Annotated in this window: 17 protein-coding genes; 3 read left to right on the top strand and 14 right to left on the bottom strand. The window is 57.6% G+C overall.

Translation table 11 applies throughout. The features are described from left to right. From ACOSYY_RS09740 to ACOSYY_RS09725, 4 genes are all read right to left on the bottom strand, one after another. Positions 1-1,043 (bottom strand): diaminobutyrate--2-oxoglutarate transaminase family protein (locus ACOSYY_RS09740; RefSeq protein WP_526023309.1); only part of this gene is annotated, 1,043 nt, incomplete at its 3' end. Between the two features lie 104 nt (positions 1,044-1,147). After that, positions 1,148-2,815, bottom strand: a complete 1,668-nt coding sequence (locus tag ACOSYY_RS09735; RefSeq protein ID WP_421662083.1) for a cyclic peptide export ABC transporter — start codon at positions 2,813-2,815, stop codon at positions 1,148-1,150. A 13-nt stretch (positions 2,816-2,828) separates the two neighbouring features. After that, positions 2,829-7,436 (bottom strand): type I polyketide synthase, encoded by a 4,608-nt coding sequence (locus ACOSYY_RS09730; RefSeq protein WP_421662081.1) that lies wholly within the window; start codon positions 7,434-7,436, stop codon positions 2,829-2,831. After that, complete coding sequence (locus tag ACOSYY_RS09725) at positions 7,436-12,814, bottom strand: non-ribosomal peptide synthetase (RefSeq protein WP_421662080.1); 5,379 nt, start codon at positions 12,812-12,814, stop codon at positions 7,436-7,438. Before ACOSYY_RS09725 ends, ACOSYY_RS09730 begins: the two co-directional genes overlap by 1 nt. A gap of 689 nt (positions 12,815-13,503) precedes the next feature. Here ACOSYY_RS09725 and ACOSYY_RS09720 point away from each other — a divergent pair. Continuing rightward, a complete protein-coding gene (locus ACOSYY_RS09720; protein ID WP_421662078.1) occupies positions 13,504-14,151 on the top strand; it encodes a DUF4136 domain-containing protein in 648 nt (215 codons plus the stop codon). Between the two features lie 210 nt (positions 14,152-14,361). Here the strand turns inward: ACOSYY_RS09720 and ACOSYY_RS09715 are convergent, their stop codons facing one another. Continuing rightward, a complete protein-coding gene (locus tag ACOSYY_RS09715; protein WP_421662076.1) occupies positions 14,362-14,982 on the bottom strand; it encodes a hypothetical protein in 621 nt (206 codons plus the stop codon). A gap of 1,457 nt (positions 14,983-16,439) precedes the next feature. Between ACOSYY_RS09715 and ACOSYY_RS09710 the strand changes: the two genes are divergently transcribed. Continuing rightward, complete coding sequence (locus ACOSYY_RS09710) at positions 16,440-17,174, top strand: helix-turn-helix transcriptional regulator (protein ID WP_421662074.1); 735 nt, start codon at positions 16,440-16,442, stop codon at positions 17,172-17,174. A gap of 190 nt (positions 17,175-17,364) precedes the next feature. On the opposite strand, the gene ACOSYY_RS09705 is transcribed toward ACOSYY_RS09710, so the two are convergent. The 5 genes from ACOSYY_RS09705 to ACOSYY_RS09685 form a co-directional block, all read right to left on the bottom strand. Further along, positions 17,365-17,574 carry a hypothetical protein gene (locus ACOSYY_RS09705; protein WP_421662073.1) on the bottom strand — a complete coding sequence of 70 codons (210 nt, stop codon included), beginning with the start codon at positions 17,572-17,574 and terminating at the stop codon, positions 17,365-17,367. Between the two features lie 5 nt (positions 17,575-17,579). Further along, positions 17,580-18,203: a hypothetical protein gene (locus ACOSYY_RS09700; protein ID WP_421662072.1), complete on the bottom strand. Its 624-nt coding sequence runs from the start codon at positions 18,201-18,203 to the stop codon at positions 17,580-17,582. 307 nt (positions 18,204-18,510) lie between these two features. Beyond that, on the bottom strand, positions 18,511-18,825 hold the full coding sequence (locus ACOSYY_RS09695) for a DUF3325 domain-containing protein (protein ID WP_421662071.1): 315 nt from the start codon (positions 18,823-18,825) through the stop codon (positions 18,511-18,513). 1 nt (position 18,826) lies between these two features. Next, the gene (locus ACOSYY_RS09690) at positions 18,827-20,362 is read right to left on the bottom strand and encodes a PepSY-associated TM helix domain-containing protein (protein ID WP_421662070.1); all 1,536 of its coding nucleotides are present in this window, start codon (positions 20,360-20,362) and stop codon (positions 18,827-18,829) included. A gap of 36 nt (positions 20,363-20,398) precedes the next feature. Next, positions 20,399-20,701 carry a DUF3649 domain-containing protein gene (locus ACOSYY_RS09685; RefSeq protein ID WP_421662069.1) on the bottom strand — a complete coding sequence of 101 codons (303 nt, stop codon included), beginning with the start codon at positions 20,699-20,701 and terminating at the stop codon, positions 20,399-20,401. Between the two features lie 704 nt (positions 20,702-21,405). Between ACOSYY_RS09685 and ACOSYY_RS09680 the strand changes: the two genes are divergently transcribed. Continuing rightward, positions 21,406-21,603, top strand: coding sequence for a hypothetical protein (locus tag ACOSYY_RS09680; RefSeq protein WP_421662067.1), 198 nt, complete (start codon positions 21,406-21,408; stop codon positions 21,601-21,603). 231 nt (positions 21,604-21,834) lie between these two features. Here ACOSYY_RS09680 and ACOSYY_RS09675 read toward each other — a convergent pair whose 3' ends face one another. The 4 genes from ACOSYY_RS09675 to ACOSYY_RS09660 all read right to left on the bottom strand — a co-directional run bounded on the left by ACOSYY_RS09675 (position 21,835) and on the right by ACOSYY_RS09660 (position 25,973). Then, on the bottom strand, positions 21,835-24,183 hold the full coding sequence (locus ACOSYY_RS09675; protein ID WP_421662065.1) for a TonB-dependent siderophore receptor: 2,349 nt from the start codon (positions 24,181-24,183) through the stop codon (positions 21,835-21,837). 195 nt (positions 24,184-24,378) lie between these two features. Then, positions 24,379-24,777, bottom strand: a complete 399-nt coding sequence (locus ACOSYY_RS09670) for a FecR/PupR family sigma factor regulator (protein ID WP_421662064.1) — start codon at positions 24,775-24,777, stop codon at positions 24,379-24,381. A gap of 13 nt (positions 24,778-24,790) precedes the next feature. Beyond that, the gene (locus ACOSYY_RS09665; protein ID WP_421662062.1) at positions 24,791-25,387 is read right to left on the bottom strand and encodes an RNA polymerase sigma factor; all 597 of its coding nucleotides are present in this window, start codon (positions 25,385-25,387) and stop codon (positions 24,791-24,793) included. Positions 25,388-25,808: 421 nt separating this feature from the next. Beyond that, positions 25,809-25,973 carry a hypothetical protein gene (locus ACOSYY_RS09660; RefSeq protein WP_421662061.1) on the bottom strand — a complete coding sequence of 55 codons (165 nt, stop codon included), beginning with the start codon at positions 25,971-25,973 and terminating at the stop codon, positions 25,809-25,811. Positions 25,974-26,674: the final 701 nt, after the last annotated feature.

The following is a 26,674-nucleotide window of genomic DNA, read 5'->3' as shown; positions in this document are numbered from 1 at the left end:
ATTTGGGCGTGTTGATCGAGACGATGCGTTCGAACGAATTCGATGGTCGCCGCCCCCGCCGCCATGGCCATTTGGTTCCCTCGGAAAGTGCCGGCATGCGCTCCCGGCTGCCACTGATCCAGTTCGGCTCGATACACCACCACGCTCAACGGCAGACCGCCCCCGATCGCCTTGGACAACACCACCGCGTCGGGAATGATCCCGGCCCGTTCGAACGCGAACAACGAACCGGTGCGCCCCAGCCCGGTCTGAATCTCATCGACGATCAAGGGAATGTTGCGATCTTTGGTGATCCGGCGAATGTCCCGGAGCCAGGCATCGGGTGAGGGAATCACACCCCCCTCGCCTTGAACCACTTCCAGAATCACACCGGCCGGCGACACGACACCGCTGTTCGGATCATCGAGTAATCGCTCGATATAGGTGCTGGACAGCCGATGTCCCTCTTCACCGCCGACACCGAACGGGCAACGATAATCGTAGGGATACGGGAGGAACTGGACATCCGGCATCAAGCCGCTGACGGCGGCTTTCGGCGCCAGATGGCCGGTCAGCGCCATCCCACCGTGCGTCATTCCGTGATAGGCGCCGTGGAACGACAGGATCGTTCGCCGGCCGGTGGTCGTCTTCACCAGTTTGACGGCGGCTTCCACGGCGTCGGCTCCGGAGGGGCCGCAAAACTGGATCCGCGCGTCTTCCGCGAAGGCTTTCGGCAACGCGCCGAAGAGCGCATCGACAAATTGATCTTTCACCGGAGTCGTCAGATCCAGAGTCTGAAAGGGCACCCCTTCCTGCAGCAATCGCTGAATGGCGTCCAATACCACGGGATGGTTGTGTCCCAACGTCAGCGCGCCGGCGCCGGCGAGACAATCGATATACGTCCGCCCGTCGGTATCCTGTACGTAGATGCCCTTGGCCTTGCTGAGCGCCAGCGGGAGCCGTCTCGGATAACTGCGGGCGTTCGATTCCCGCTCTGTCTGCCGCTCCAAATAAGGATTTCGCTCTCGTTCCTCCTCCACGGAATGCGGCTTCGTCGCGAACATCTTTTTCATCTCATCCACATGAACGGTCATGACGCGCTCCTTCCTTCACAAAGTGCGGCAACCTCACGGCTATCGAGCCGATTGCCGCGTGCCGACATCGACCCCTATCGAAATGCGCCCACCCCTTCCGTCACAGTCGTGATCTTTCCCAAATCCATCCGGAGACATCGATCGGCGATCGAAAAATATTGATCATCATGGGTAATGACCAGCGCCGTTTTGCCGCGGGCTTTCAAGTCGGGCAGGAGCTCTTCATAAAACACCCTGCGGAACACCGGATCCTGATCGGCCGCCCACTCATCGAACACATAGAACGGACGATCCTCGAGATAGGCGGTCAACAAGGCCAGGCGCTTGCGTTGGCCCTGGGAAAGCGATTGTGTGGAAAATTGTCCGTCTCTGATCTGCACCTTTCCCCGAAGCTGCAGACGGTCAAGGTATTCACGCGCCTGCCCATCGATCCCTGCTCCGCTCAATCCGAACAGCTGGTCGAAAAGGTGATAATCGGAGAAGACGGCGGAGAAAAGCTGACGGTAATGTTCGCGATTGATTTCGTCGATCGGCACCCCGTCGAGACGAATCGACCCCGACTCCGGTGCATAGAGGCCCAGCAGGAGCAGGGCGAGCGTCGTCTTTCCGCTGCCGTTACCGCCGATAAGGAACACCAGCTCACCGGGGGTGAAGCTCAGCTCGATCGGACCGAGATGAAAATTGCCTTCTTCCGCCTCCCGGTAATAGCGATGCGTCACATCGACCATCTCGAGGCGCTTCCACACACTGTTGAGGACGGGCCCGCCCGCGCCGTTGGACCCGGCTTTTTCGCGTTTCTCGATGTGATCCTGCGCGGAGGCGGTTTCCAGCGACAGTCCCAATGCCTCGACCTTCTCGAGCGCGACATCGGCGCGTCCGACATTGGGAAGGGTTTCGACGATCTGCGAGAACGGCCCCATCATGTACAGGAGCACGAGCGTCGATCCCGCGACCGCCTGGTGCGTCAGCTCCAGCCAATCAGGGAGAATGAACAGAGCGAGTCCGATGACCACGTAGAACAAGAACATGCCCCAGTTGGTGGCGACGGCATATACCGTCATGCCCTTGACGAAGTCCCGCTTGTACGCCGTCACCGTGGGACGGAGACCGGTGGTCAGAAATGCTTGGCGACGTTCGCGATGCAGTTTGAGCTCCTTGATGCCCTCAAGGATCGACTGAAAATGACGAAAGAGCGTGTCGCTCGTTTCTCGAGCTTGTTTAAAGGAGTGGAGAGCCTGTTGCTCCTGAGCTTGGAACGAAAGCGCGCCGAAGATCATGAAGCCGAGGACGATGGCCAACATCGGCCAGGACAGCCATCCGAGATACCCAAGGCATCCGACGACCGTCGCGCCGTTTACACAAATCAGCGGGATTTGAACGTAGGCATGGGCGATGACATCCGTATCTTCGTTGAGCGCGGCCAGCAATCGATGGCGGCCGAGCTCCTGCACGTGCCGGAGAGGAGCGCGAAGAATCTGTTCGCTGAGGTGTACCCGCAACTGCGCGATGATGTCTTGGCCCAATCGCGTCAACACCACCTCCGAAAAGGCCTTCGTGACCACCACCAGCACGACACCTCCGAGAAAGCTCAGCCCGAGCGCCGCTGTACGCTGGCTCTCTTCCAGCGCCTCATTGATCAGGGCGATAATCCCCGCGCTCGCCAGGCCGCTGATCAAGCCGGCGACCATGGAGACCATGACCAGTCGCCAGGCGTTACGGTACAAAAAGCGGAGTAAACTCATCGTCGTCCATCCCTCATGATTCCGGTCGGTTCGGGGCGCCCGAATGCACGGAACTGATCCGTTGAGGGCGCGCTTTTCGAGGAAGCGGAACAATGTCCGGTACCGTCGTGCCGCCGCCATCTTGTTGACCGCGAATGTGTTCGGAGAGTCCGGCGACCGTCGGGTGCTCAAAAAACTTTTTGAGGGAGATCTCCCTGCCGAAGATTTCTTGCAGCCGGTTCAGGATCTGCAGGGCAGCCAGTGATTCGCCGCCCAACGCGAAGAAGTCGTCGCGCGCGCCGACGTGTTCGAGACCGAGAATGTGTTGCCAGACAAGCGACACCTTTTCCTCGATCGTCTCGCCGGCTATCCGGTCTCCCTGACCGCGAAGCAACTCCCGGCTCGCGTCTTGTTTCTTGGCGGTAAGACCGACAACGCTCGACAGCGCGGTTCCGGCGCTCTGCCTCACGACTGAAGAACAGTCTCGAACGGACACGATGACTTGCGGGGACGTCCATCCGTGCAATATTCGGCCGAACGCGTCCTGCGCTTCCGACGCCGCCATGCCGTCGAATTCGGAGGCATCGATCTGCAAGGTTTTCAACCGGGCTTCGGCCTGCACCGCCATGCCGACCTGATTCCATCGATCGAAGTTCACGGAGATGACACGCGATCCACGCTTCGAGAACGCGTGAGCCATCGCGTCCAGGGTGGCGTTGGCCGCGCAATAGCCCGCTTGTCCCACTCCTCCGGTCAGCGCGTTCAAGGAAGAACAGAAGCAGATAAAGTCCAAGGGCACTTTCCTCAACACGTGGTCGAGGACGAAAGCGCCGATAATTTTTGGACTGAACTCGGCTTCCACGGCCTCCGCGGTTTTGAGATCGATCAGCCCTCCGCCCGGCACCGCGGCGGCATGGATCACTCCGTGCACTGCGCCGAACCGATCCAAAGCCTGCGCCAGCGCAAACCGCATTTGCTGTTCATCGGCCACATGCGCCTGGATGGTGAGCACTTCCCCGCCGGCCTGTTCGAGTGTCTTCAGCCGCCGCATGTGCGCTTCCGTCGGCTTTGAGCGACCGATCAGAACAAGGCGCGCCTTGACGGTCCGGACGAGATAGTCCGCGAGTTGAAGACCGACCCCTCCAAGCCCCCCGGTGATGAGATAGACACCTCCTGTCCGCAGCAAGGCCGGCCGCTCGTCCGAATAGTCCAGCTTCACCGGCTGGAAGGTGGGAACCCACCGGTGCGCGCCCCGATACGCGACAACGAGCTCTTCTTGTTGAAGGGAATGTTCGGCCAAGAGTCGCGCGATCACCGGCCGCGTCAGCACTTCTTCGGAAGATGCCGATGCGTGGAGATCGATCACCCGACATGTGAGATTGCCGTATTCCTGAGGAATCACTCGGCAGATGCCCACGATCGGAGCCAGTTCAGGACGCAACGGTTCTTCGCCTATGACATCATGCAATCCGGCGGTCAGAACGCACATGAATGTCGACTGCGCCGATGTCCTGCTTCCCAGAGCCTGGGACAGGAATAGGAGACTGTACAACCCCTTGTCTTGCGCGCGGCGGAACGTCTCGGCGGATAGCGAACTATCCCGAGGGCGCACATTCCAACAATGCACCACCCGATCCGGCCAGAGGTCTTGTCGGCGCAAATCATCGGCCAACTTGTGATAATCTTCACGAACTCCGGGTCGTATCGAATATCTTCCCTTCGTGTGTCGTTCGTATCGCTCCCCCGCCGATACTGTGACCACCGGTCGCCCATGCGATTCCAATTGTTCGACGATTCCGGTTCCCTCTCCCCGCTCGCCGACAAATACCAACCATGAGCCGTCCCGAATGTATTGGATCGGTGGAACGGCTCTCGATCGTCTCCAAGACGGTTCGTAGAACCAGTCGGTGATATTCGGCTTCTTGGAGGGCACCGCGCCCTGACCGGCCACAGATGACGGCTTGATCGGTTCCACCCAGAATCGCCGCCGCTCAAACGGATAGGTCGGCAAGGGAAGTCGCCTGGGGCGCTCGCCTTGATACAACCCGGACCAATTGATTGCGACACCGGTTGCCCAGAGATGCCCCACCGCGTCAAGAAAACTCGACGGTTCGGATGCGGCGGAAGAGCCGTCTCGCGGTTTGCTCAGGGAGGCCAGCGCCGACACGGGCCGTCCATTGATCTGTTGCTGAGCCAATGCGCACAAGGTTCGCCCCGGTCCCACTTCAAGCAGAATCCGCTCCGGCCTCCCGCACAGCGTTTCGATACCATCGGCAAAGCGGACGGTCCGACGCAGATGATTCGTCCAGTATGATGGGTCCGCGGCTTGGGCGGGCTCGATCCAATCGCCCGTCACGTTGGAAATCCAGGGAAGCGTCGGCGCATGGCGCGCCACGCTCGCGACCTGCGCGTGGAAGGATTCCAATATGGGATCCATCATGCGTGAATGGAACGCATGAGAGGTCTGAAGCCGCACGCTGTGTATGCCCTTGTTCGCCAACGTTTCCTGCAGATTCCTGATGCTGGGCTCGGAACCGGACAGGACGCATTGATTCGGCGCGTTGACCGCCGCGAGATCCACGTCTTCGCGCAGAAGGGATGTTGCCTCGGCTTCCGGCATCGACACCGCCAGCATCGAACCGGGCGGCATACTCTGCATGAGTTGTCCGCGCGCCGCGACCAGCCGCAGCGCGTCATCGAGCGAAAACACGCCCGCCAGGCAGGCGGCGACATATTCTCCGATACTGTGTCCGATCATGCCTTGAGGATGCACATCGAGGCTCATCCAGAGTTTCGCGAGCGCATACTCCAGCACGAACAGAGCCGGCTGCGTAACGGCCGTGCGGTTGAGCCTCTCCGGATCCGTCGAGGGCTCCTCCTCGAACAGGGCCGATCTGATGTCCATGCCGATGAGGGATGCAAGCGCGCCCGCGCATCGGTCCACCTGCTCACGGAAGATCGGCTCCTGGGCATAGAGGCCGCGGCCCATCGCGCGATACTGGGAACCCTGCCCGGAAAACAGAAACACCACCGGTCTCGGCTCGCCGGCCCGGTCGCTCCTTTTCATCGAATCGGGACGACTCAACGCGCGCGCCGCGGATTCGATGGTATCGGCCGCCACCCATCGGCGATGGGGAAATGCTTTCCGGCCTGTCTGTAGCGTATAGGCGACATCCGACGGTTCAGCCATGGGGTGTTGCTGAAGATAGGCCGCAAATCGGACCGTCATCTCGTCCAGTGCCGCCTCGGATCTGGCCGACAGCACGATCAGCCGCGGACGTTCATCGACCCGGCGAGGTTCGCGGGCTGCCCGCGGCGCTTCTTCCATGATCACATGCGCGTTGGTTCCGCCGAGGCCGAACGAGCTGACACCGGCGCGTCGCGGGTAGTCGTGTGGGTTCCAGTCGGTCAGTTTCGTATTGACGTAAAAAGGCGTCTCGCTAAAATCAATTTCCGGATTCGGGGAGGAAAAATGCAGACTGGGAGGAATCTGTTTATAGGACAGGGCGAGGGCTGTCTTGATCAACCCCGCGATCCCCGCCGCCGCATCGAGGTGCCCGATGTTGGTCTTGACCGATCCGATGGCACAAAAACCGTTGCTGTCGGTGGCGACACGAAAAGCCCGAGTGAGGGCCGTCACTTCTATCGGATCGCCCATGGGTGTCCCGGTGCCGTGCGCTTCGACATACCGTATCGATTCCGGCTCGACCCTCGCCGCCACATGCGCCGCCCGAATCACCTTGGCCTGTCCTTCGACTCGCGGTGCGGTATATCCGACCTTATGCGCTCCATCGTTATTGATCGCGGAGCCCTTGATCACCGCCCAGACATGATCTCCGTCGGCCCGGGCCTCTTCCAATCGCTTCAACAGCACGATTCCCACTCCACTTCCTCCGACCGTCCCGCGCGCATCGGCGTCGAAGGCGCGACAATGTCCATCGGGGGAGGCAATTCCGCTTTTCTGATAGAGATAGCCGACTGTTTGCGGCACATTGACGGAGACTCCCCCCGCCAGCGCCATATCGCATTCACCCGCCAGCAGACCCTGACAAGCCAAGTGGACGGCAACCAATGATGTGGAACAGGCGGTCTGGACGGCGACACTCGGCCCTTCCAGATTCAATTTGTAAGACACACGGGTGGGCAGCGAATCTTTCTCCACGCCGAGCAGACCCGCCATATCGGCGGCCGACTGCAAGAGCACGCCCTGAGGGAAAAGATTGAACAGGTAGCCGCTGGTGCTGGCGCCCGCATGGACACCGATCGGCCCGTGAAACCGTTCCGGGTCATAGCCCGCATGTTCGAACGTTTCCCACGCGCATTCGAGAAACAGCCGGTGCTGCGGATCCATCAGCTCGGCTTCCTTGGGCGTCACGCCGAAGAAGTCGGCATCGAAGAGATCGACCCCGTCGATGATGCCTCGCATTCGGACATAGTTCGGATCCTGGCGCAAATTATCTTGAACTCCGGCTGCCCGCAGGTCCTCCTCGCTGAGAGCGGTAATGGATTCCACTCCGTCGCGTAGGTTGGCCCAGAATGCCGTGCTGTCATGGCTGCCGGGGAAGCGACAAGCCAGCCCGATGACGGCAATGTCCAATCCATCGTGCTCGTTGATTTGATCGTCGTTGTCTGAATCCATCATCAGATTCCGCGCGTAATCGCCCGTCGTTGTTCCCGCTGCCGCTTCAGCCTTTGCGAGCCCGCCAGGCGTCGTTCCTTTACCTCTTGCGTCTGTTCGGCGTGAGCCGCCGCTTCACGACTTCCCATGCGAGGCCCTTCGCCGGCGACATACGCGGCCAGAGTCTCCACGGTGGGATACTGGAACAAATCGACCATCGCCAGTGGCCGGTTGCTCAGCGAGCGAACCTGTGTCAGCACCTTGCCGAGAAGGAGGGAATGCCCGCCGAGATCGAAAAAATTGTCGTGGCGACCGACGGCATGGAGGCCGAGGGCTTCTTTCCAGATCTCGGCAATCGCCCGCTCGGTCTCGGTCTGGGGTGGAGCCGACCCCGGCTCCGCCAGCTGCATCCGTCCGGCGAGATGCCTCAAGGCGTGCCGATCCACCTTCCCCCGCGATGTGAGCGGCAAGACGTCGAGACATACCCACGCCGTGGGAATCATGTACCCCGGCACCCGTTCGGCCAGGAAACTCCGCAGCTCCTGCGGCGTCACGAGGCTCTCCGCCCGAGACACGACAGCCCACACCAACTGCGCCTCCGCCGCTCGTGCCCTCGTCGGCGAGCCGGGCTGATCGAGCACTTCCTGGAAGACACGGACATCCTTCACGGCCGGATGTTGCTTCACCCAAAACTCAATTTCCGCCGGCTCGACCCGGAATCCGCGCACCTTGATTTGGTCGTCGTATCGTCCGAGAAATGCCACATTGGCGTCCGCCAACCGACGCACTTTGTCGCCGGTCCGATACAATCGACGGCCCGGTTCGCGGCTGAAACAGTCCGGGATAAATCGGTCGGCCGTGCGAGCCGGCTGCCGATGATACCCGCGGGCCACGCCGGCCCCGCCGATGTAAAGCTCACCCGCCACTCCGATCGGGACCGGCTGCAAGGCCGGATTGAGGACATACAATTGGACGTTCGCAATCGGTCTCCCGATCGGCACGGTGGACTTGAAGCTCCACTCAGCCTGTCGCTCCGGCACAAAACAGCTTGCCGTGATCGTGGTTTCCGTCGGGCCATACGAGTTGCACCACGCGACGCGATCCCCGGCGAGGCGTTGCCAGCGGACCAGACTGTCCGGCAAGGCTTTCTCACTGCCCACGACGACCAAGCGGAGCGACACGGGAAGCGCCGTGCCACTTTGCTCCATCGCCTCAATCCATTCGGCCCAGTAGGGGGTCGGCAGGTTCAACACGGTGAGCCCCTGATCCTCGATGAACTGCTCGAAATCCGAAAACGCCGGCACGCGCTCGTTAGGGCGCAACACCACTGTTGCCCCGGCCGCCCAGGTCGGAAAGCATTCCTCCGCCGCGACATCGAAGCTGATCGAGGCAAATTGCAGCACTCGATCAACCGGCCGCAGCCCGTACTGCTTCAGCATGGCCGTGCAGTGATTGACCAGGGCGCGATGAGAGATTTCGATTCCTTTCGGTGCGCCGGTCGTCCCCGAGGTGTACAGCACATAGGCGAGGCTCTCCGGATCCGTGCGCCACGGGCAATCGCCGCCGGGCAACGCCGTCACGGCCGGCCACATCTCGTCGAGGGCGATGATTGGAACCGGCTGGTTCTGGAACGTCTCGACCCAGCGTGTGTGCGTGAGCACCAGCTCCGCTCCGCTGTCCTCGATCATGAACCCGAGTCGTTCGCGGGGATACTGGGGATCCATCGGCACATAGGCCGCCCCGGCCTTAAGAATGCCCAGCAACGCCGTCGCCATCTCCAGAGAACGGTCCAGGCACAACGCGACGCGGCTTTCCATGGCAATGCCCTGCGATCGGAGAGCGCGGGCCAGTTGGTTGGCTCGTTCATTGAGAACCCGGTAACTGTACGACGCGCCGTTCCACACCAACGCGACGGCGTCCGGCGTCCGCCGCGCTTGGGCTTCGAACAGCTGATGGAGGCCGTCGTCGTGCGGATCTTCCGAAGCCGTCTCGTTCCAATCCCACAGCAGGTGCGCTCGCTCCGTCTCCCCCAGCATGTTGGCATCGCTCACGCGGGCTTCCGGATGCAGCACAAGCTGCCGCAACAATTCCTGAAAGTGCCGGGCCATGCGCGCGATGGTCTCGCCGCTGAACAAGTCCGTGCTGTACTCGAACACCGCCTCCAGAGCCCCGCCTTTCATCGCGACCAGCTCAAGCGTAAGGTCGAAGACGGATGTGCGCGTGCTCGTCTTCATCCGCCGGACATCCAAACCATCCAGCCCGCAAGGATCGGGCTGATCCTCTTCCAGCGTCAGCATGACCTGATAGAGCGGCGTATGGCTGAGACTGCGCGGCACATGCAGCGCCTCAACCAGCCGCTCGAACGGAAAATCTTGGTTGGCATGCGCTCCAAGAACCGTCTTTCGGACCCGCGCCAGTAGCTCTAAGAAAGAAGGGTTACCGGACAGATCGGCACGCAATGCCACGGTGTTGACGAAGCAGCCGATCATCGAGTCGCATTCCGGCTGCGACCGGTTGGCCACAGGTGTGCCGACACAAAACTCCTCTTGTCCGCTGTAGCGGGCCAAAAGCACGTTGAACGCGGCCAGAGCGGTCATGAACAGCGACGCCTGGTGCTTGCGGCCGATCGAGTGGAGACGTTTCCCGATTTCTCCATCCACGCCCCATGCGTACCGTTCGCCCCTCTGCCCTTGCACGGCGGGGCGCGGAAAATCGAACGGCAGCGCGAGCACCTGTGGCACGGATTCCAGCTGCCGGCGCCAATACGTCTCTTGCCGTTTCCATTCGTGACCGTCCACACATTCACGTTGATGCAAGACCGTATCCAGGTATTGCTTCGGTAGAGCCGGCAAAGGAGAATCGAGTCCGTTCATGAATGCCCCATACAACCGGCTCAATTCACGGGCCAAAATGCGCATGGACCAACCATCGGCGACGATGTGATGGATCGTGAGCAAGAGGACATGCTGCGCCTGGCTCAATCGAAGCAACCGCGCTCGAATCAAGGGACCCGCCGCCAGATCAAACGATTGCCGGGCCTCCTTCAACAGCAGTAATCCGACCTGCTCTTCCTGTGCTGAATCCGGCAGACCCGTGAGATCCTCGATTGGAAGCGGCAGATCAAGGCGCGGATCGATCACCTGACCGGGATAGCCGTGAGAGACGACACATCTCGCGCGAAGGATTTCATGGCGCTGCACGATTTCAGCCAAAGCACGATGCAGCGACTCGCGATCGAGCGCCCCCGTCATCCGCAAGGCGACCGGAATATTGTTGAATGAACTCTCCGGAGAAAGCTGATCGAGAAACCAGAATCGTTCTTGCGAAAAAGACAGGGGCATCACGTCATTCGGACTCATGGATTCCGGCCTCTTGCGCGGCAGAACCACAGTCGATCGACTTCCCGGTTGAATCAGCGCCGCCAGACCCGCTGCCGTCGGAGCGTCGAACAGAGATTCGAGAGGAAGATCCGTCCCGCAGACTTCCCGTATCCGCGTCAGTACTTGCGTGCCTCGCAACGAGTCTCCGCCCAACTCGAAAAAATTGTCGTGAGGCCCTACGTGAACGCGTTCGAGCGCATGAGCCAAAATTTTGGCTACCGCGTCCATCACGCCATCCTCGAAGTCTTCCGTTACGCCGTCCGTCCGCCCCTCAGTCCCCTTGTCTTGGAACGCTATTCGAACGGCGTCCAGTTCATGCGCCAAGAATTTTGTCCGACACAGGTGTCGCTGAACCTTCCCGCTCGAAGTCTTGAGAAGAGTCCCCGGCTTGATCAAAACGACGGCATGTACTTTGATTTCGTGATGCTCGGCGACCGCCCGGCTGATTCCCGCCGCAACCTGGTCCAAATCGACCGCAGAGCCTCCGACAACTTCCTGCACCACAACCAATTCCTCCTCATCGTTGACGGGGATGGAGAAGGCTGCGCCGCAGTCGCGCTTGAGAGACGGATGGCTTTCCTGCACCGTTGTCTCGATGTCCTGCGGATAATGGTTTCTCCCTCGGATAATGATCAGATCCTTCAATCTTCCGACCACGAACAGGTCGCCGTCCCGGATCACGCCCAGGTCGCCGGTCCGAAGAAATGGCCCTTCCGCCGTGTCCGCTGTCGTTGCCATGAATGTGAGCGCCGTGATTTCCGGGCGATTCCAATATCCCTGGGCCACGCTCGGGCCTTTGACCCAGATCTCCCCGACCTGACCGTAAGGACAGCGCGAACGCGTCTCCGGATCGATGATGACCACTTGCTGATCAGAGGCGGTTTTGCCGCATCCGACCAACCGATACGCATCGCCGCCACCCGTCGATGATTCGATCATCCGCCCCCGTTCCATCGCCGCCTTCTCGACGGTTTTGAGAATCGGCGTTGCGCCGTGCTCACCTCCCGCCACGAACAACGTCGCTTCGGCCAGCCCGTAACAAGGGTAAAAGGCTTCTCGCCTGAACCCGCAGGGACCGAACGTTTCCGAGAATCGATCCAGCGTCCCGGCATGGATCGGCTCAGCCCCGTTGAAAGCCACCGACCATGAGCTCAGATCCAGCGAATCTCGCTCCGCCGCAGAAACCTGCCGTACACAGAGGTCATAGGCAAAATTCGGCGCGCCGCTGGTCGTGGCGCGATACCGAGAAATGCCGGACAGCCACCGAAACGGCTTTTGCATGAAATGAATCGGTGACATGAGCACACACGGCCTGCCGAGATAGAGCGGTTGAAGGACGTTCCCGATCAGCCCCATATCGTGATAGAGCGGAAGCCAACCAAGAACCGTCGTCTCGTCGGTATGGCCGAACGCCTGCCGGATCATGCGTTGGTTGTGCAACAGATTCCCGTGACTGACCATGACTCCCTTGGGAGATCCGGTCGAACCCGAGGTGTATTGGAGAAAGGCAAGCGTCTCCGGCGTCAATGCTGGCTGTTCCCATGTATTCTCGATGTCGTGGGGCAGAGCATCCGTCTCGAGCCACTGCACCTTCCCGAGCTCGTCAACTCCTGAATCCTGGCGGGATAGCCGTTCGACGCCGACGCGAATCTTCGTCGTCGCCAGGGCAAAGGCAGCCCCCGAGTCTGCAAGTACCGCCCGCAATCTTCCCAGCGTTCGCTTCCGCTGCGGAGGATAGGCCGGTACGGCAACGACTCCCGCGTACAAGCAACCAAAGAATGCCGCAATGTAGTCAAGACCGGGCGGATATAGCAGGACAGCCCGCTGGCCTTGAGCTCCCAATGACTTGAGCCAAGCCGCAATGGCGCGCGCTTGGCGATCCAATTCGCCATACGTAACTTCGCAAATCTCCACATCTCCGTCGGTTAAAAAGATGTACGCCGATCGGTCGGCGAGGCAGGTCGCTCTTCGGCGAGCGAGATCGACGAGTGTCGCTATGCCTTTGTGCTCTTCGGATGCCAATGAAGCCTCTCTCAGGCGTTAGACGCACCAGGAGCGTGAGATGCGGGTTTCCCCTATCATCCCAAACCGCAATGAACCTCTGTAGGGTTTCTCTTGTGCCTCAGCCGGTGAGCTCGAAGGCCATCTGCATCGAAGGGAACAAGACTGGCGGTAGCAAGGCCGCGTCCCTTCTTTGCTGACTGAGGCGCCCTTTACTACTTAGACGGAACACGAAGTTGTTTCCTCACCCGTGGAAAAATTTTTATCGAACCTCTAGATCACTGGAGCGGTTCATAACTTCACCGCCCCGTCCCTTGCATGGCGTACCGTGAGAACGCCGGAATGAGGGAATACGTTTTATGAAACGAGGAGATACGACTGTTCCGCCGAGTAACATCTTGGACTTGGAGTGCATTTCCACGATCAATGCCTACGAAACACCGATTTCATATTTTTGGCGGTTGATCGCGGAACATGAAGGGAGCCGCAGCCTCTCCCTTGAAAATTTTACGCGTAGTGATGCTGGTCATCGTGACCCAAGCGAACCGCCGCCACCTGAAGACCATGTTTACTTCGCGGATGTGCCTACGCCCTCTCGATCGGGCTTGCACCGACGGTACGAACTCTCCATCATTGACGGTGCGCCGGCGAGTTCCACCCAGGGATTACGCGAATAAACCGGACACTTATCAGCAAGAGGAGGAAGTCTCATGAAACTGTCGTACGGCAGCGTCGTCATCTTTGGACTCTTGACCTGTGCGGGATGTGCGCAGACCGTGACCGTCCACGTATCAGGAACCGGTACGTCTCCCGATCCGATTCCCCAGCACGTGACCTATACGGTGATGCCTACCAATGAAGTGGAAACCGACGCGGCCTTCCCTGAATACGCGAGGCTGGTCTCCACTAAAATGGATGCGCGCGGATACAAAAAGACCACCGGCAAGACCGCGCAGCTCGGTGTCTATCTCGCCTATGCCAGCACAGCTGTCGGCACATCCGCCACCGCGGACGGCGCGCCGGTGCCTCCCATGAGCGCCGGGGCCGGCATGGGTCCATCGGGGCCGGGCGGTGGAGACTCCTATGGCATGGCGACCAGCACGCCGTCCGAAGCGACGAGCAGGCGGCAGTACAAGAATCAACTCGTCATCGTCGTGCTCGATTTGCAGAAGTCGCGAGGGACAGGGGCTGCCGCCGAGCTGTGGCGCGGCGAAACGATGAACACGAGCAGCTCGAATGACCTCACACAACTGGCGCCCCTCATGGTGGAGGCGGCGTTTCAGCACTTCGGTGAAACCACCTCGGCGCGCCACGAGTTTACCGACGAAGAGAGCAAGAAAATACGGGAGTCACAATAAGGCATCGTACGCAGTGATCGATTGCGTGTCACAGCGTGGTCTTTCAACGTGAAAAGCTTGAAAGTTACCGAGCGCAAGAGAATCTGAGGACAGCAGCGGAAGAAGGCCACAGTCCATGCTTCCAGCTGTTTGGTCGAGGGATCTTGAGAGGAGCGCGATCGTGTCCGGCCATGATAGACAGGACCAGTATGGCCTTGGAAGATCGGTCATTCACGGCCAATTCATCAATCCTTCGTAAATCCACCAGAGGCCGATCGCCGAAAGCAGAGCGCCGGTCCATAGTTTGAACTCCACCTCCGGCACGTGCTGAACCTTGCCTTTCAATACCATGACAAAACATCCCGTCCCCAGCAACGCGACGGCCATTCCAGCCAGTGCGGAACCCCACGCCTGGGAAGCCACAGCCAATGCGGATACAATCATGCAGATTTCGAAGGCCTCGATCGCGGCGCTTTTCGTCATGACCAAGGTGTTGAAAAAACTGAAGCGCGTTCGGCGGGATTCGCCGCCGCCCGGAAAAGCCCGCATTGGATTGTCCATCCACCCCGCCCGTTGATTGTGTCGCTTACGACGGACAGACTTGGCCACCCACGACCCTCCCAGCCAGAGCAACAGGACGCCGACGGTACATTGGAAGATATGAATGGGAATCCCCGCGAGCCATGGCCATGCGGCATAGGCAGGCAGACCAATGAGCAGATTCCCCAGCACCATGCCGATGACCGCCTCCGCGACGGAACCGGTTCTCGCCAGCGCATAGGCAATCACAGCCATTTCAAGAAATTCCACACCGGCTCCGGCCAATGATGCAATGAATACGTGTAGATTCATCGAAAGATCATGACGACGCCTTCGCCGCGACAGCCAACCGCTGATAGATCAATGACAAGAAGAGTCCGCAGCGAAGAACCGACGAACAGCGAGATTCAGACAGTTGCTCGATCTCAAAATCCGGCAACGCGACCTATTGCTACTCTACAGTGGACACCGCTCACATTCCGCAGGGCGTCCTCGATCCGAATAGCCTTCTGATCATCAGGAGATCGCGATTATATGGTGGAGACGGAACCTGGCACATCACGAACAGGGACCTGGGAACCTCGCCCGTCTAAAGGCACACAGCTGCAGATAACTATGCTCCTGTTTGAGCTTGCTGCATCGGTCCTCACTTAAAGCGGATTGAAAGGTGGATCGACCAACGACTGATGCTCGTCATGCGTCTGCCGGGTGGCGCAGTTCGGGAGAACGAGCATCATCATTAGTGAAGGAAGCGACAAGAGCACAACTCGAGGCGATATGAAGCACTCCTTCTGTGCGCATACCCTGCGATGCGCTATCATTGTTGCAACCTCAGCAGCGCAAGTCAATCAACGCATCTCTCGTACTGCCGCGAACTGTCATCTGCCGAACAGACAAGGCGCTGCATTCCGGAGCTGAATGCACCCCGCCGATGAGAAATGGACGCACTCCATGATCAATGTTGCCTGGGTTGGGATAGTGAGCATGTGCACCGGCGTCGGCGCATTCCTCTCACGTTCACTCGCAATTGGCAGTAGATACTCAAAGATCGCCGGAATCAGGAAGGTACGACTCTCTGGCAAAGACGTCGATGGAGCTCGTCCCACCGAGCAGACCTAGGCCACTTCGCCGAATGCTGAATTCCATTTCACGATTATGCTGTTCATATGGGCTCCACAGACATTCGTGGCGGGACTAACGAAGGCCTTCCACCTGGCGATCCGGAAACCCGCTAATGTGGCGGCGCTGCGACCGAAATCCCTTTAACGCCTGCTTCAGTCCTTCGATGTAGTCGAGCTGGCGGCCTGCAAAGCATACGGAAGATCATTCGGCCGTGCCCCTTGACAAGGATATTCCGTTAAGATACTAATAATCGTTCTCAAAATCATTATCTCTAACATTTCGCTGAACAAGTGCCGATGAATCGGTGTAGCAGGAAGGAGTCGGTTTAACCAAATCAGGGCGTCACAATCTCACTTTCTTGGAGCGCTGAATGACCTATGAATGCGCAACTACCATCCATCTGTAACGGACAATGTGCCTCATGGGAACAGACTGATTTCATGGCGACACAGTACTTTGCTGAAACTGTCATCATAAACTGTCAGAGGTGCAACAGGCCGACTGGATGCCGGGATCGCCTGTTTTGGTGCCACAAGTGCCGGTTGCTCCGGCGCCAACGAGGGCAGGCTCGGGGACTCGCCAGGTCGATTCAAACGCGACGTCTCAAAACATGGTTGAAAACATTCTCTCCTAAGTAAGGTATTCAGATGAACATCAAGCCAACAATATTACACGATGACATTGACGTCGGTCGGATCGATACATTCGAAAGTGCTCCACAACAGGTCAATACAACGAATCGATCGGGAAGGTTCACGCTTTCACGTGGTCGACTGTGGACTTTGACGGCAGGACTTCGACGCCAAGCTCCTTCGTGGGCAGAACGGCTTTCGAGCGCAAAAACGGATGAGGAACTGCTGAAAATCGTGTGCCAACTTTGCAATCTCTCGGTCGCACTCACGCATTCTCGCGGCTCTTCATTGAATCGAAAAGATTTGTCAAAAGACATCGCGGAATTTGTAGATCGGAACCTTCACAAAGGACTCACTCTCAAGCTCTTGGCCCGATTCTTGGGATACTCTGAAAAATATTGCTCCGACTTGTTTCACTCGACGATGGGAGAATCGTTCTCCGGTTATCTGAAGCGCCAGCGAACGGAAACCGCCGCCGCGATGTTGATCACCACCGACACATCCATCGACGAGATCGCCTCCGCCCTCGGCTTCAGCGACCAATTTTCGTTCAGTCACTTCTTCAAGCGCGCCACAGGTCGATCTCCTCGGGAGTTTCGCATCGCTCACGCGCAACGCCGCCGTTTGCTTCGACGCAAACGGCGCGCCGTTTCGAGGTATTCTCTAACGAAGCCACCGATGCGCGAGAACCAGCCTTTTGCCGCGATGAATTACGATACGCAGCGAACGCGGAACCTGGCATTCGGTTAAAATCACGCGTCGGCGAGAGCAGGAACAGCCATGAAGAAGAGTCGCATGGTGGAATCGATCCGATTCGATGTACCCTAACCCAGCAGATCGCGCAAATTCACCGCCACGGTCAGCTGCTTCTCATGAAGCCAATGGCCCAGCGGCAGTCATGATTGCAGTATCTTTTTCATATCGCTCAAAACCACCCGTTTTAGGCGGGAATAAACGCGCGGCCGTGATGACGGCGTTTGTTTTCCTCGATAAAAACGTCATTGAACTGACGGTCTCTTCCAAAGACCTCGAAGCTGTGACGCGCCGGGTTGCTGCCGGTGAGATGACCAAGAATGAACTGGTTCGCTGGATGCAAAAGCAGATCGGTCGCGTCGGCCGATAGTTCCACCGACCACACGACCGTGTTCATTCGCTTCAATCTTTCACCGGTTGTATATTGCCCGCATTGTGCACGTGTTGCCGTGGCCCTTGCTCCGGCACTCTCTTAAGAAAGGCCTGCACGTAAGCCGCCGGGATGTTGGCGGTTCCCTCTCCCCTTGTGCCGCTGATCTTCAGAGTGAGTCCGCGAGCGATACGATCCTCTAGATACGGCCGGGTAATCGCGACTCCCACAACTTCAACATACTGACACTCGTCCTTTCCGCACCAATTGACACTGCGCGAAAGCACTTCCGTGGGCAATGCGTCCCCATCGATGTCATGCGCCGTGTGGTAGAGTTTCCCGCCCATCCCGCTGCGCAGTCGCTCATGGATGTATCTGTCGGACACGTAGATCTGATACATGACAGGCTCATCCTCTATTTGCCGCGCGCGAATCAGCACGATATGGTCGACAGGGTTTTCGGCACAGTTGGGCCCCGTGTACGAGGTGACCTTGGTCGATTCATCCTGTTTAATGTCAATTTTAAATTCATTGCGCGTGACCTCAATGCGACTGGTCACTTCAAGCGGCCTATTTTCGTCGATCGAAGAGAATGCGCATCCGGAGAGTGAAAAGCATAGAGATACCATGTATCCCGTGAATACCATCCATTTCATACGGTATCCCTTTGTATAGCCAGCCGGGCGATGAATTACATCGGTTTGAGCACTCATATATTTTCTTGAGACTTTTCAGACACCACGTCTTCGGCTATCGATCTTGTACGAGACAGTCCGTCCTCGGCTTATCACTCGGACGGTGACGGCCGGTTGCGTGAGGCTTAGGGCTCGCTGTCCGTATGCCTAAGCGAGAACGCAAAGTCAAGGCGCCGGGATCGAGAGCAATTTCTATAGCCTCTGGAAAGGAATATCAATTCGCGTGGCAGGCTCTCCGCGGCCTCGTACGCGCCGGTTATCCTTTGAACTAGAGGGCGATGACGGATGCCATTCCAAGCACCCCTATGGCAAGAACGACACGGGGCGCATACGGCAGTATGCACACGAGCGCGAGGCCTGTAATCGCCAGGTGACCGACCCATGCCACTGGCCCGAACGACCACCCTTCGACCGACACGGAAACGGCCAACGAACCGATGAGCCCGCTCCAGCCGATTATCCTCAAGACATGCTGAGCCGGCGGAGCGGCATTCTGTTGTAGTACTTGCCTATAGTATTTGGGCATGGCCAGGCACAATCCGAGCCATCCGTTGTAACAGAGCGCCAGCGCGATCCATCTCATCTTACGCCTGTTCCGCATTTCTGAGCGGATCGAGCGAATGGTGAGCCGTCTGTGCCGCCCGCCGCCCCACGCGCCACGCCGCCCATCCCAGCAGAAGACCCGCGAGAAGGCATGTCAGATCGACCGACGCCAGCCGCCAATTCCGGGTCGCGAGCGTGACAAAGAGGTGACTCTCGGTGGTCGCCAGATTACAGATCGGGACCAGGACGAACAGCGCCGCCGCCATGAACAATTGCTGCCGCCACGCCTGTTGGGCTCGGGATCGGACGAAACTATGCGTCGCGCACAACGCCCAAGCAAGAAAAAAACTGCTCATTTCCCAACCGGCACGGTCCGGTAGCGCGACTGGAAGCAAGCGATTGGCCACAAAGAAGACTGCCGTCGCGACCAGCAGGCCGGCGACGACGGCCATGTTCAGAGATTCCACGATTCGCGTGCCGAGAGGATGCTCGGCATGCCGGTCCCGGCGCTTGATGATCCATAATTGCAGCCCGGTGGCAATCATGACCGTGGCCGCCAAACTCATGCAGAAATAGAGCCACCGGATGGCATCATGATCAAACCATAAATAGTGAAGGCCGATCAGTACGGAATAGGTCGTGAAAGCCGGCAATTCACTCTTCCACACCTGCAACAGCTCGCCGGTTGCCCCATCGAACGTGACCCGATCTGCGACCAGAGCCAGGCGGTCGTCTGCGCGGCGGGAGATGTTCACGAGGGCATGCCGGTCACCCGGATGCTGAATGTCGATCGACTCCGTGGATCCACCGTTCCAATGGGTTCGCGCTTGCCGTTCCAATTCACTGAGCGATACCAATCCGGCCGGACTCTGCGCCGGTTCGCGCTCGATATGCCCTTCAAGCTCTTGAAAAACCTTTTCGTTGTTTCCTCCATACATAAACTGAATCCCCGCCGGCATGTAGATCGTCCAGAAAATGACCAGACCGGTGAAGGTGATCACGAAATGAAAAGGAAGCACCAGCACACTCGTCACGTTGTGCGCATCCAGCCAGGCCCGATGGGACGTCGCACGCGGGCGGAATGAGAAAAAATCCTTGAATATTCGGTGGTGGATGACCAGGCCGGTGACCAGCGCGACCAGCATGACCATAGCTGATGCTCCGACAATCCACACCCCGGCTCGATCGAGATGCAAGGAATAGTGGAAACGGTAGAAGAACTCTCCGCCCTTCGTGTCACGGACCTGAAGGACCGCTCCGGTTGTGGGATCAAGCCGCCGTTCTTCAAACGTGTCACCCTCCTCCCAGAAGACCGTAACCGCCGGAGCCCGAGCAGACGGAAATTCGATCCACCATCGCTCCGAATTGAGTCCAAGCCGAGTCAACTGTTGCTGAACGGCATCGATATCGACGTGAGCGGATTCCACATGATGCAGCTCCGGTTGCATCCAGAAGGTAATGTCCTTGTCGAAGACGGTAAGCGTGCCGGTCAGGAAGATCGCGAAGAGAACCCATCCGAAGAAGAGCCCACCCCAGGTATGGAGCCAATCCATCGACTGAGTGAAGCTGGCTTTCATGGAATCACCAGGACACGCGCTCTATTTTCATGGAACTCACTGGCCGATGGCGAGTGCCAATGGCGCTGCGATCGCGGCAAACACCCCGGCCGGAACCAACAGGCCGATCCAGGCGCGCCACGGCGTCGCCGCGGCAAATGCCCAGATGATGGCTCCGGCGTATAGGAGAAACGAAAGCATGGCGGCAGTCAAGATCGCCTCGGTCTTGGGAAGCGGCAGCAGCAGCGTCAAGCAGGCGGTAAAAGCATAGGCGAGCGCATAGCCGCCCAGCGCGGCGGCTCCCACGCGGGAGGTCACCTGTTTCCAAGGGAGCGGTTGAGATCTCTTTTGCTTGCTCATCGTTCACTGCAGATATGGCAAATGCGCTGCCGTGCTGTCAAACGGCGAGCCTGTGTAGCTCTGTTCCAGAGCGTTCGAACAGGGCGACCGACGCTGGGACATGGGGTGGTTCACATTTCATTGAGCTATGAACCCAAGTCGATTGACCTCGCGAGACACTTCTCAGATGTAGACGAATAATGAGACGGAAACCGCAGCCGGCATCGGATGAGCCGGTTAGATCTCAACATTGCAAGTCCAGTCTTTAAGTCCCATGGTAGTCAAGACCGTGAGGTGATCTCCACTACGGTCAAAAGGTTGACGCTCTGCGACCCTGACCCCGGTCGTCACTAGTGGACGCCATGCGTTGCAGCCTCACGCCGGTCGCTTCCGGAGTCGTCAACTTGTTCCAGCACGAGCCGCACGGCTTGCTCACGGAACTCCTTCGTACTTCTGTCGCGGTAACCGCTCCATGCCACACTTCCAGATCTCATACCAGAGGCTGAAGGCGTCCGCTTTTTCGAGCCTAGCTCAGCGCACTCTACCTTTGCACAGTGGGTAGGATTAATGGCAAGATAAGAAAATGGCGCGTTTGCTAGTTCGAATAGTACCTGACTCTTCGCAGGCCGAAAGGGCTTCTTAGATATGCCGTATCCGGCAAGCACGGCAGACAGGTTGTATGAGGAATGCCTCGAAATAACTGCGAATGACTGAGGAGGTTCAGCATGATTCGTATTCTATGCGCGGTGCCCTGTATCCTTCTAGCCGGTACCATGGTCGCCGGCTGTGCCAATGATTCTTTTTCGGGTCGACAACGACCCGCGCCTGGCTACGATCAGTCGGGCCAACAGTCTCGTTTCGACGAAGCTCCGCCGGCTGCACAACGTGATCCTTACAGCCGTAGCCAGCCTGGACGCTATTAGCAGGACGCCGTGGGGATACACGAGGTGTCGAGTAAGAGATAGTGACGCTGACGAGCGAGCGCAACGTCCTCGGTCCATCTTCCCGGGCAGAGTACCCTTAGTTGCCGGAGAAGTCCCTCCGATGGATCTGCCGCTCTGATTAACTTTCCAGCCGATACGGCCGGCAAAGGATGCCAGATGGGAGAGAGGTATGCCTACTTGTCGCCGTCAACTATGCCAAACGCATTTCCCTTAGTTGAACTCCAGCTTCACTGAACCAATCACGGTGAACGGCGCGCCGGTATAGATGATTTCCCTGAAGTTTTGCGCACCCGGAAAGTATCGCTGATCCAGCAAGTTGGTGAAATTGACTGCGGCGATCAGATTCGTTCCGGTAAATACCTCCGGTCGTCGATAATACACCGCCGCATCCATCCGAACGTATCCTGCAAGTTCGAACGGCGCCTGGCAATTGGCCGGATCCTGGCATTGAAATATCCCGACTCGCTTCCCTTGAGCATACATGCCGACTCCGGCACCGAGGCCTTTGAGCGGGCCTTCCTGGAGAAAATACGTCGTCCAGAGGCTGCCTTGGTTCAGTGCGGAGTTGGGAACTCGGCTGCCTTGGAGAAACAGCAAATCTTGCGTGACCCGCGCGTCGATGTAGGCATAGTTGCCGATAATGTCCCATCCTGGCAGGATTCTACCCGCTATGTCGAACTCAATCCCTTGGCTGCGTTGCTCACCGGTTGCTACCGAAAATAGAAATCCATTGAGCGGGTCAGAGGTCAGCACATTCTTCTTCTTGATGTTGAATGCCGCAACGCTGGCTCGCAATCTATTTTCGAAGGCTTGAAACTTCACACCCCCTTCAACGGACTTTCCACGCTCCGGATCGAACAGAGTCCCCGTGATGCTTCTCGTTCCGGCAGCTTGAGGGAGAAACGATTCCGTATAGTTGACAAAAAATGCGATGGGTTTCCAGGGCTGATACGTCAGTCCAATCGATGGACTGAAGGCCATGTTGGTTTGGCTGTCTTGGCTCTGGGTCGGCGTGAAATCGTCGGGACGAACAGTCAGATTCTGCTTAAAGTAATCAAATCGGCCGCCACCGTGCAGGTGGAGTTTGTCCCCGAAGCTCACGTGGTCTCCGAAATAAAAGCCCAGAATATTGTTCACGGTTTTTGTGTTACTGAATTTTGAGAGAGGCGTATCTACGAACAATCTGCTTGCGGGGTTGAAGATATTGATAAAGCTGAAAGGGATGACACCTGGATCGGAGGTATCCCCTCCGAAATCTCCCGACACCGACTCTGAGGCGACTTCGCGTCCCAGTTCGACTCCGACAATCGTCTTGTGCGCGAATGGGCCGGTCGAGAATCGTCCGTGCAACTCGTTTTGTAGGTAATGACTTTGAGTAGTGGTCGGAATCTCATACCTTGCCAAGTTCAAAATCCCATCATTTTCATCTCCGACCAAAAAGTTAGATTCCAAGCTGGAGTATCGGCCGCTGGCCACAGCCGCTCTGAATGCCGTGCGCCATTTGAACACATCATTGAAGTCGTGGAGGAATGTCAGCGTGGCCTTTCCATGATTCGTCTCCAGCTTCCTCGACGGATCGCCCAAGAAAGTACTGATGGGGATGGGAGCCACCCCGCCTCCGATCGCTACGAGACCACGATCGATCGGCCTATTATCATAAAGATATTCGCCTTCGAACCGAAATGTCGTCCGGGGTCCCGCTTCCCAACCAAAGGTCGGTGCGAGAAAGATCCGTTCCGAGCGCATGCCCTCCCGATAACTGCCGGCGTTTTCGTATAGACCGTTGAATCGATACGTCAAGGTCTTGCTTTCGTTCAGCGGTCCGCCGATGTCTATTTGGGGGCGATATAGGTCATAATTGCCGAACAGCATTTCCGCGGAATAGTAAGGCGTCTTCAACGGCGCTTTCGTAATTTGATTGATGACACCGCCCGGGTCGGCTCGGCCGTATAAAAATGATGGCGGGCCTTTAATCACTTCAATACGCTCGATGTTGATAATGTCGCGTTGCGCTCGAGAGCTGAAGAAACTGTCGTCGCGGAACCCATTCTTAAAAACGCTTTGATCCGACGCAAATCCCCGGATCATGACGGTGCCGCCTTGGCCGCCCTGGTTGCTGAACTCGGACACGCCGCTCACATTCCGCAAGGCCTCGCTGAAACGGATGACTTTTTGATCTTCCAGCACCTGCTTGGTCACAACCTCGACCGATCGAGGCGTGTCGTGTACCGGGACAGGAATTCTGGTTGCGGTCGATACGTCCTCGACGGTATAAGATGTATCTCGCTCCCGTGTTTCTTTCACCACAATTTCAGGTACCCTCACCGGCTTTGGTTCCACCGGCTTCGGTTCCGCGGATTCGATCGGCTCAGCTGTTTGTTCACGCGGCGTCACCTCGTTTTCCCCGATCGGCAATGGGTCGGCGGCACCCGGCGTCGCAGGTTCCGCTATGAGCGTGCCGGCGTTGGTATCGGTCTTGCGGTATTTCATTCCTGGGGCAAGATTTTCCTGCGCGAAGAGGGAGTCGCCGACCGGAATGATAAGAGCAATGAGCAACAAGCACCACAACCACTGGTAGGGCCATCGGCGATTTGTATGCTGGTATTGCGATATAGGCTCGCTGTCCATTGATTCCCTTCGGTCCATTTCAGTCTCTAGGCCTCCTACTTCTGACCCATCCCTGTGTAGACGGAAAGCGATATGCCTTTCCTCACCTGTTTGACATGAAATAATGAGAGGAAGGATTCGAAGAGATTACAAATGCTCAGCAGCTCGAACGGCAGTCTCCGTCCCTTCCACGATACATGGACGAGACGCATCGTTGACCGAACATGGCCTCACATTGAACAAGGATGGCTCAGCCGCCGCAACAGCTGCAGCCGCACGCAGCTCGGCACAGTCCCACACCGCGAAGACCTTTTGAAACATGCGGGCATGCGCGAGACTTTTCGCTTGCCACGCATCGAATGCCCTCCGGTCCTCCGGCGACATACCGCCACGATGTAATCGAATGACCCACGCTACGGCTTCCTTCCGGAGCCGGGCTCCTTCTTCAGATGGAACCATGTCGCTTGATTCGTCCGTCCGCTGCATAAGTCGGCCCGTCGGGGAAAATCCGACGAAGCGATCGTTGGTTACAGTGTGACGAATCAACCGGCTAACTTCCTCACTCAGCGTTGTCTATTGCTTCCAGTGCTTGGCAACTCCTGTCGAGCGCGCGCATGAGCAGTTTCTCGACACCGCTTTCAGAGATGTTCATGCGCGTCGCGATCTCTTGATAGGAGTATCCGTACACTCGGCAGAGCAGGAAAGCCTCGCGAGTTCGAGCTGGAAGATGTTCGATTGCCTGCAGAAAAAGTCGAAACCGCTGTTTCCCAAGCAACTGGCGTTCCGGAGAGGGTGCGTGACAGGGTACTGCCATGGCCGTATCCAAACAATCGATGCCTTGGACGCTGTGTTTTTCTTTCCGCAAATGGTCGATCGCCAAATTGGTGGCAATTTTGTGAAGCAAGGCACGAGGCTGCTCAACGACATGCTGATTGCCTAACCTGAGCAGTCGCAGATAGGTATCCTGCACAAGATCGGCGGCCGTCTCGCGACACTTCACCATGCCGATTAACCTGCGTGTGAGTTCTTCACGGTACTGATGAAATAAGCTTGCGATCTGCGTATACGTGAGCGCCATGGGGGTGCCCACAAGACCACGCGCATCATGCGATACCGCGGACTCTGCTCCGACGAGATTCAAACCCAGGGTCCTCATCGCGATCTCCTTCAATTACTTTCAACAAAAAAGCCCAAGAGGTCCTTCGACACCCTGGGCTCCGGTCTTCAACGACTCTGGCCTCGTCCATTGATTGACTGCTATTTATGAGGGCTCGAACCGCACGTAGCGAGTTCGTGTCTCCTAGAACATTCCCGCACATGGACTATTTAGAGTGAGTAATCCAGATCCATATTTGAGACGATTTCTCAATATCATTGGGCCGTCGTTACTGTCAACCCCTTATTCTTAGAATCAACACTATATTTTTTCAGAGTTGTATCCCGCTGATGAAGATTCGTCGCATCGACTTAACCACTAGGCGGCTGACCCTACGCAATAGCGGAAACTCCCCACATTCCCCGAATGACAGAACGCCCGTTGCCTCCGCATAATGAGACCGGCAAGGGCCGCGGTTCTGCTAGGGTATGCCCAAGCCCTTTTCAACGGTTATCGCGACCGGAGCATCCGAGACAACCGACCACACCCACATGGCAACAGTAGCTGATACTAGAATGCCGACCGCCGCTGTCAAACTGACAAATACGGCAAGATCGTCGCGCGATCGGAGCTGATGTCTCTTCACAGTGAATCCTTCGGATGTTCTCGATGGAGAAGCCGCACAACCCTCTCACCCCTTGATTGAACCCTTGCTTGTCCCCGTACGACCCGGAGCCTTTTCTCCATAGTTCGTTCAGGATGATCGCCCTGCTCTTCCATTAATGACACACTTCTGAGAAGGAAGACGTTGTGGCCGGCGATTTTTCATTCGCGGAGGGCTGTGTCATGATTGCTGCTAGACGCCGTATCGACTCGGCAAACGCCTGGAACTCATCGCGCATGAAATGCAACGTGATAGAACCCCAAGTCACGTGTATCTTGCCGCAACCACATAGAACCAACTTCATCGCCTCTTGGGTTCGTAATGTCTTCTTCACAGCAGTATTCCCCTTTCTCGATATTCCGCCTTAACTTCTAGGCGCCACGATCCGCCGGTCCCGAGCTTGAACCGGCGACACACTGGCACCCCTGTGATACCAACCGCAGTTCACGCATCTCCAATGACTCGGCTGATAATAATCCACTTCTCGCTCGCCGATGACGAACCCTCCACATCTTCGACAGATCAGTGTCATCTTTTCTCCTTCGAACCGTATTTCCGAAACAGATCCGCGCTTCACGAAGTTGATATGAGTTCTCAGTATCATTGTTAATTGAAGTTGTCAACCCCCTGTTTTTTTCATTTGTATGTACCGTGTCGGGAATTATGCCGTAGCGGAACAAGAC

It is taken from the genome of Nitrospira sp. BLG_2, from assembly GCF_049222245.1.
Note: the sequence above shows the minus strand (reverse complement) of the source record. Positions and strands in the feature narration are given on the sequence as shown.

Bases quoted from the DNA above. Each gene is read 5' to 3' on its own strand.
- ACOSYY_RS09685 (WP_421662069.1), bottom strand. From the start codon at position 20,701: ATGAGCAAGCAAAAGAGATCTCAACCGCTCCCTTGGAAACAGGTGACC.
- ACOSYY_RS09730 (WP_421662081.1), bottom strand. From the start codon at position 7,436: ATGATGGATTCAGACAACGACGATCAAATCAACGAGCACGATGGATTG.
- ACOSYY_RS09680 (WP_421662067.1), top strand. From the start codon at position 21,406: ATGATTCGTATTCTATGCGCGGTGCCCTGTATCCTTCTAGCCGGTACC.
- ACOSYY_RS09710 (WP_421662074.1), top strand. From the start codon at position 16,440: ATGAACATCAAGCCAACAATATTACACGATGACATTGACGTCGGTCGG.
- ACOSYY_RS09735 (WP_421662083.1), bottom strand. From the start codon at position 2,815: ATGAGTTTACTCCGCTTTTTGTACCGTAACGCCTGGCGACTGGTCATG.
- ACOSYY_RS09665 (WP_421662062.1), bottom strand. From the start codon at position 25,387: ATGAGGACCCTGGGTTTGAATCTCGTCGGAGCAGAGTCCGCGGTATCG.
- ACOSYY_RS09690 (WP_421662070.1), bottom strand. From the start codon at position 20,362: ATGAAAGCCAGCTTCACTCAGTCGATGGATTGGCTCCATACCTGGGGT.
- ACOSYY_RS09715 (WP_421662076.1), bottom strand. From the start codon at position 14,982: ATGAATCTACACGTATTCATTGCATCATTGGCCGGAGCCGGTGTGGAA.
- ACOSYY_RS09700 (WP_421662072.1), bottom strand. From the start codon at position 18,203: ATGAAATGGATGGTATTCACGGGATACATGGTATCTCTATGCTTTTCA.
- ACOSYY_RS09695 (WP_421662071.1), bottom strand. From the start codon at position 18,825: ATGAGATGGATCGCGCTGGCGCTCTGTTACAACGGATGGCTCGGATTG.
- ACOSYY_RS09705 (WP_421662073.1), bottom strand. From the start codon at position 17,574: ATGAACACGGTCGTGTGGTCGGTGGAACTATCGGCCGACGCGACCGAT.
- ACOSYY_RS09720 (WP_421662078.1), top strand. From the start codon at position 13,504: ATGAAACTGTCGTACGGCAGCGTCGTCATCTTTGGACTCTTGACCTGT.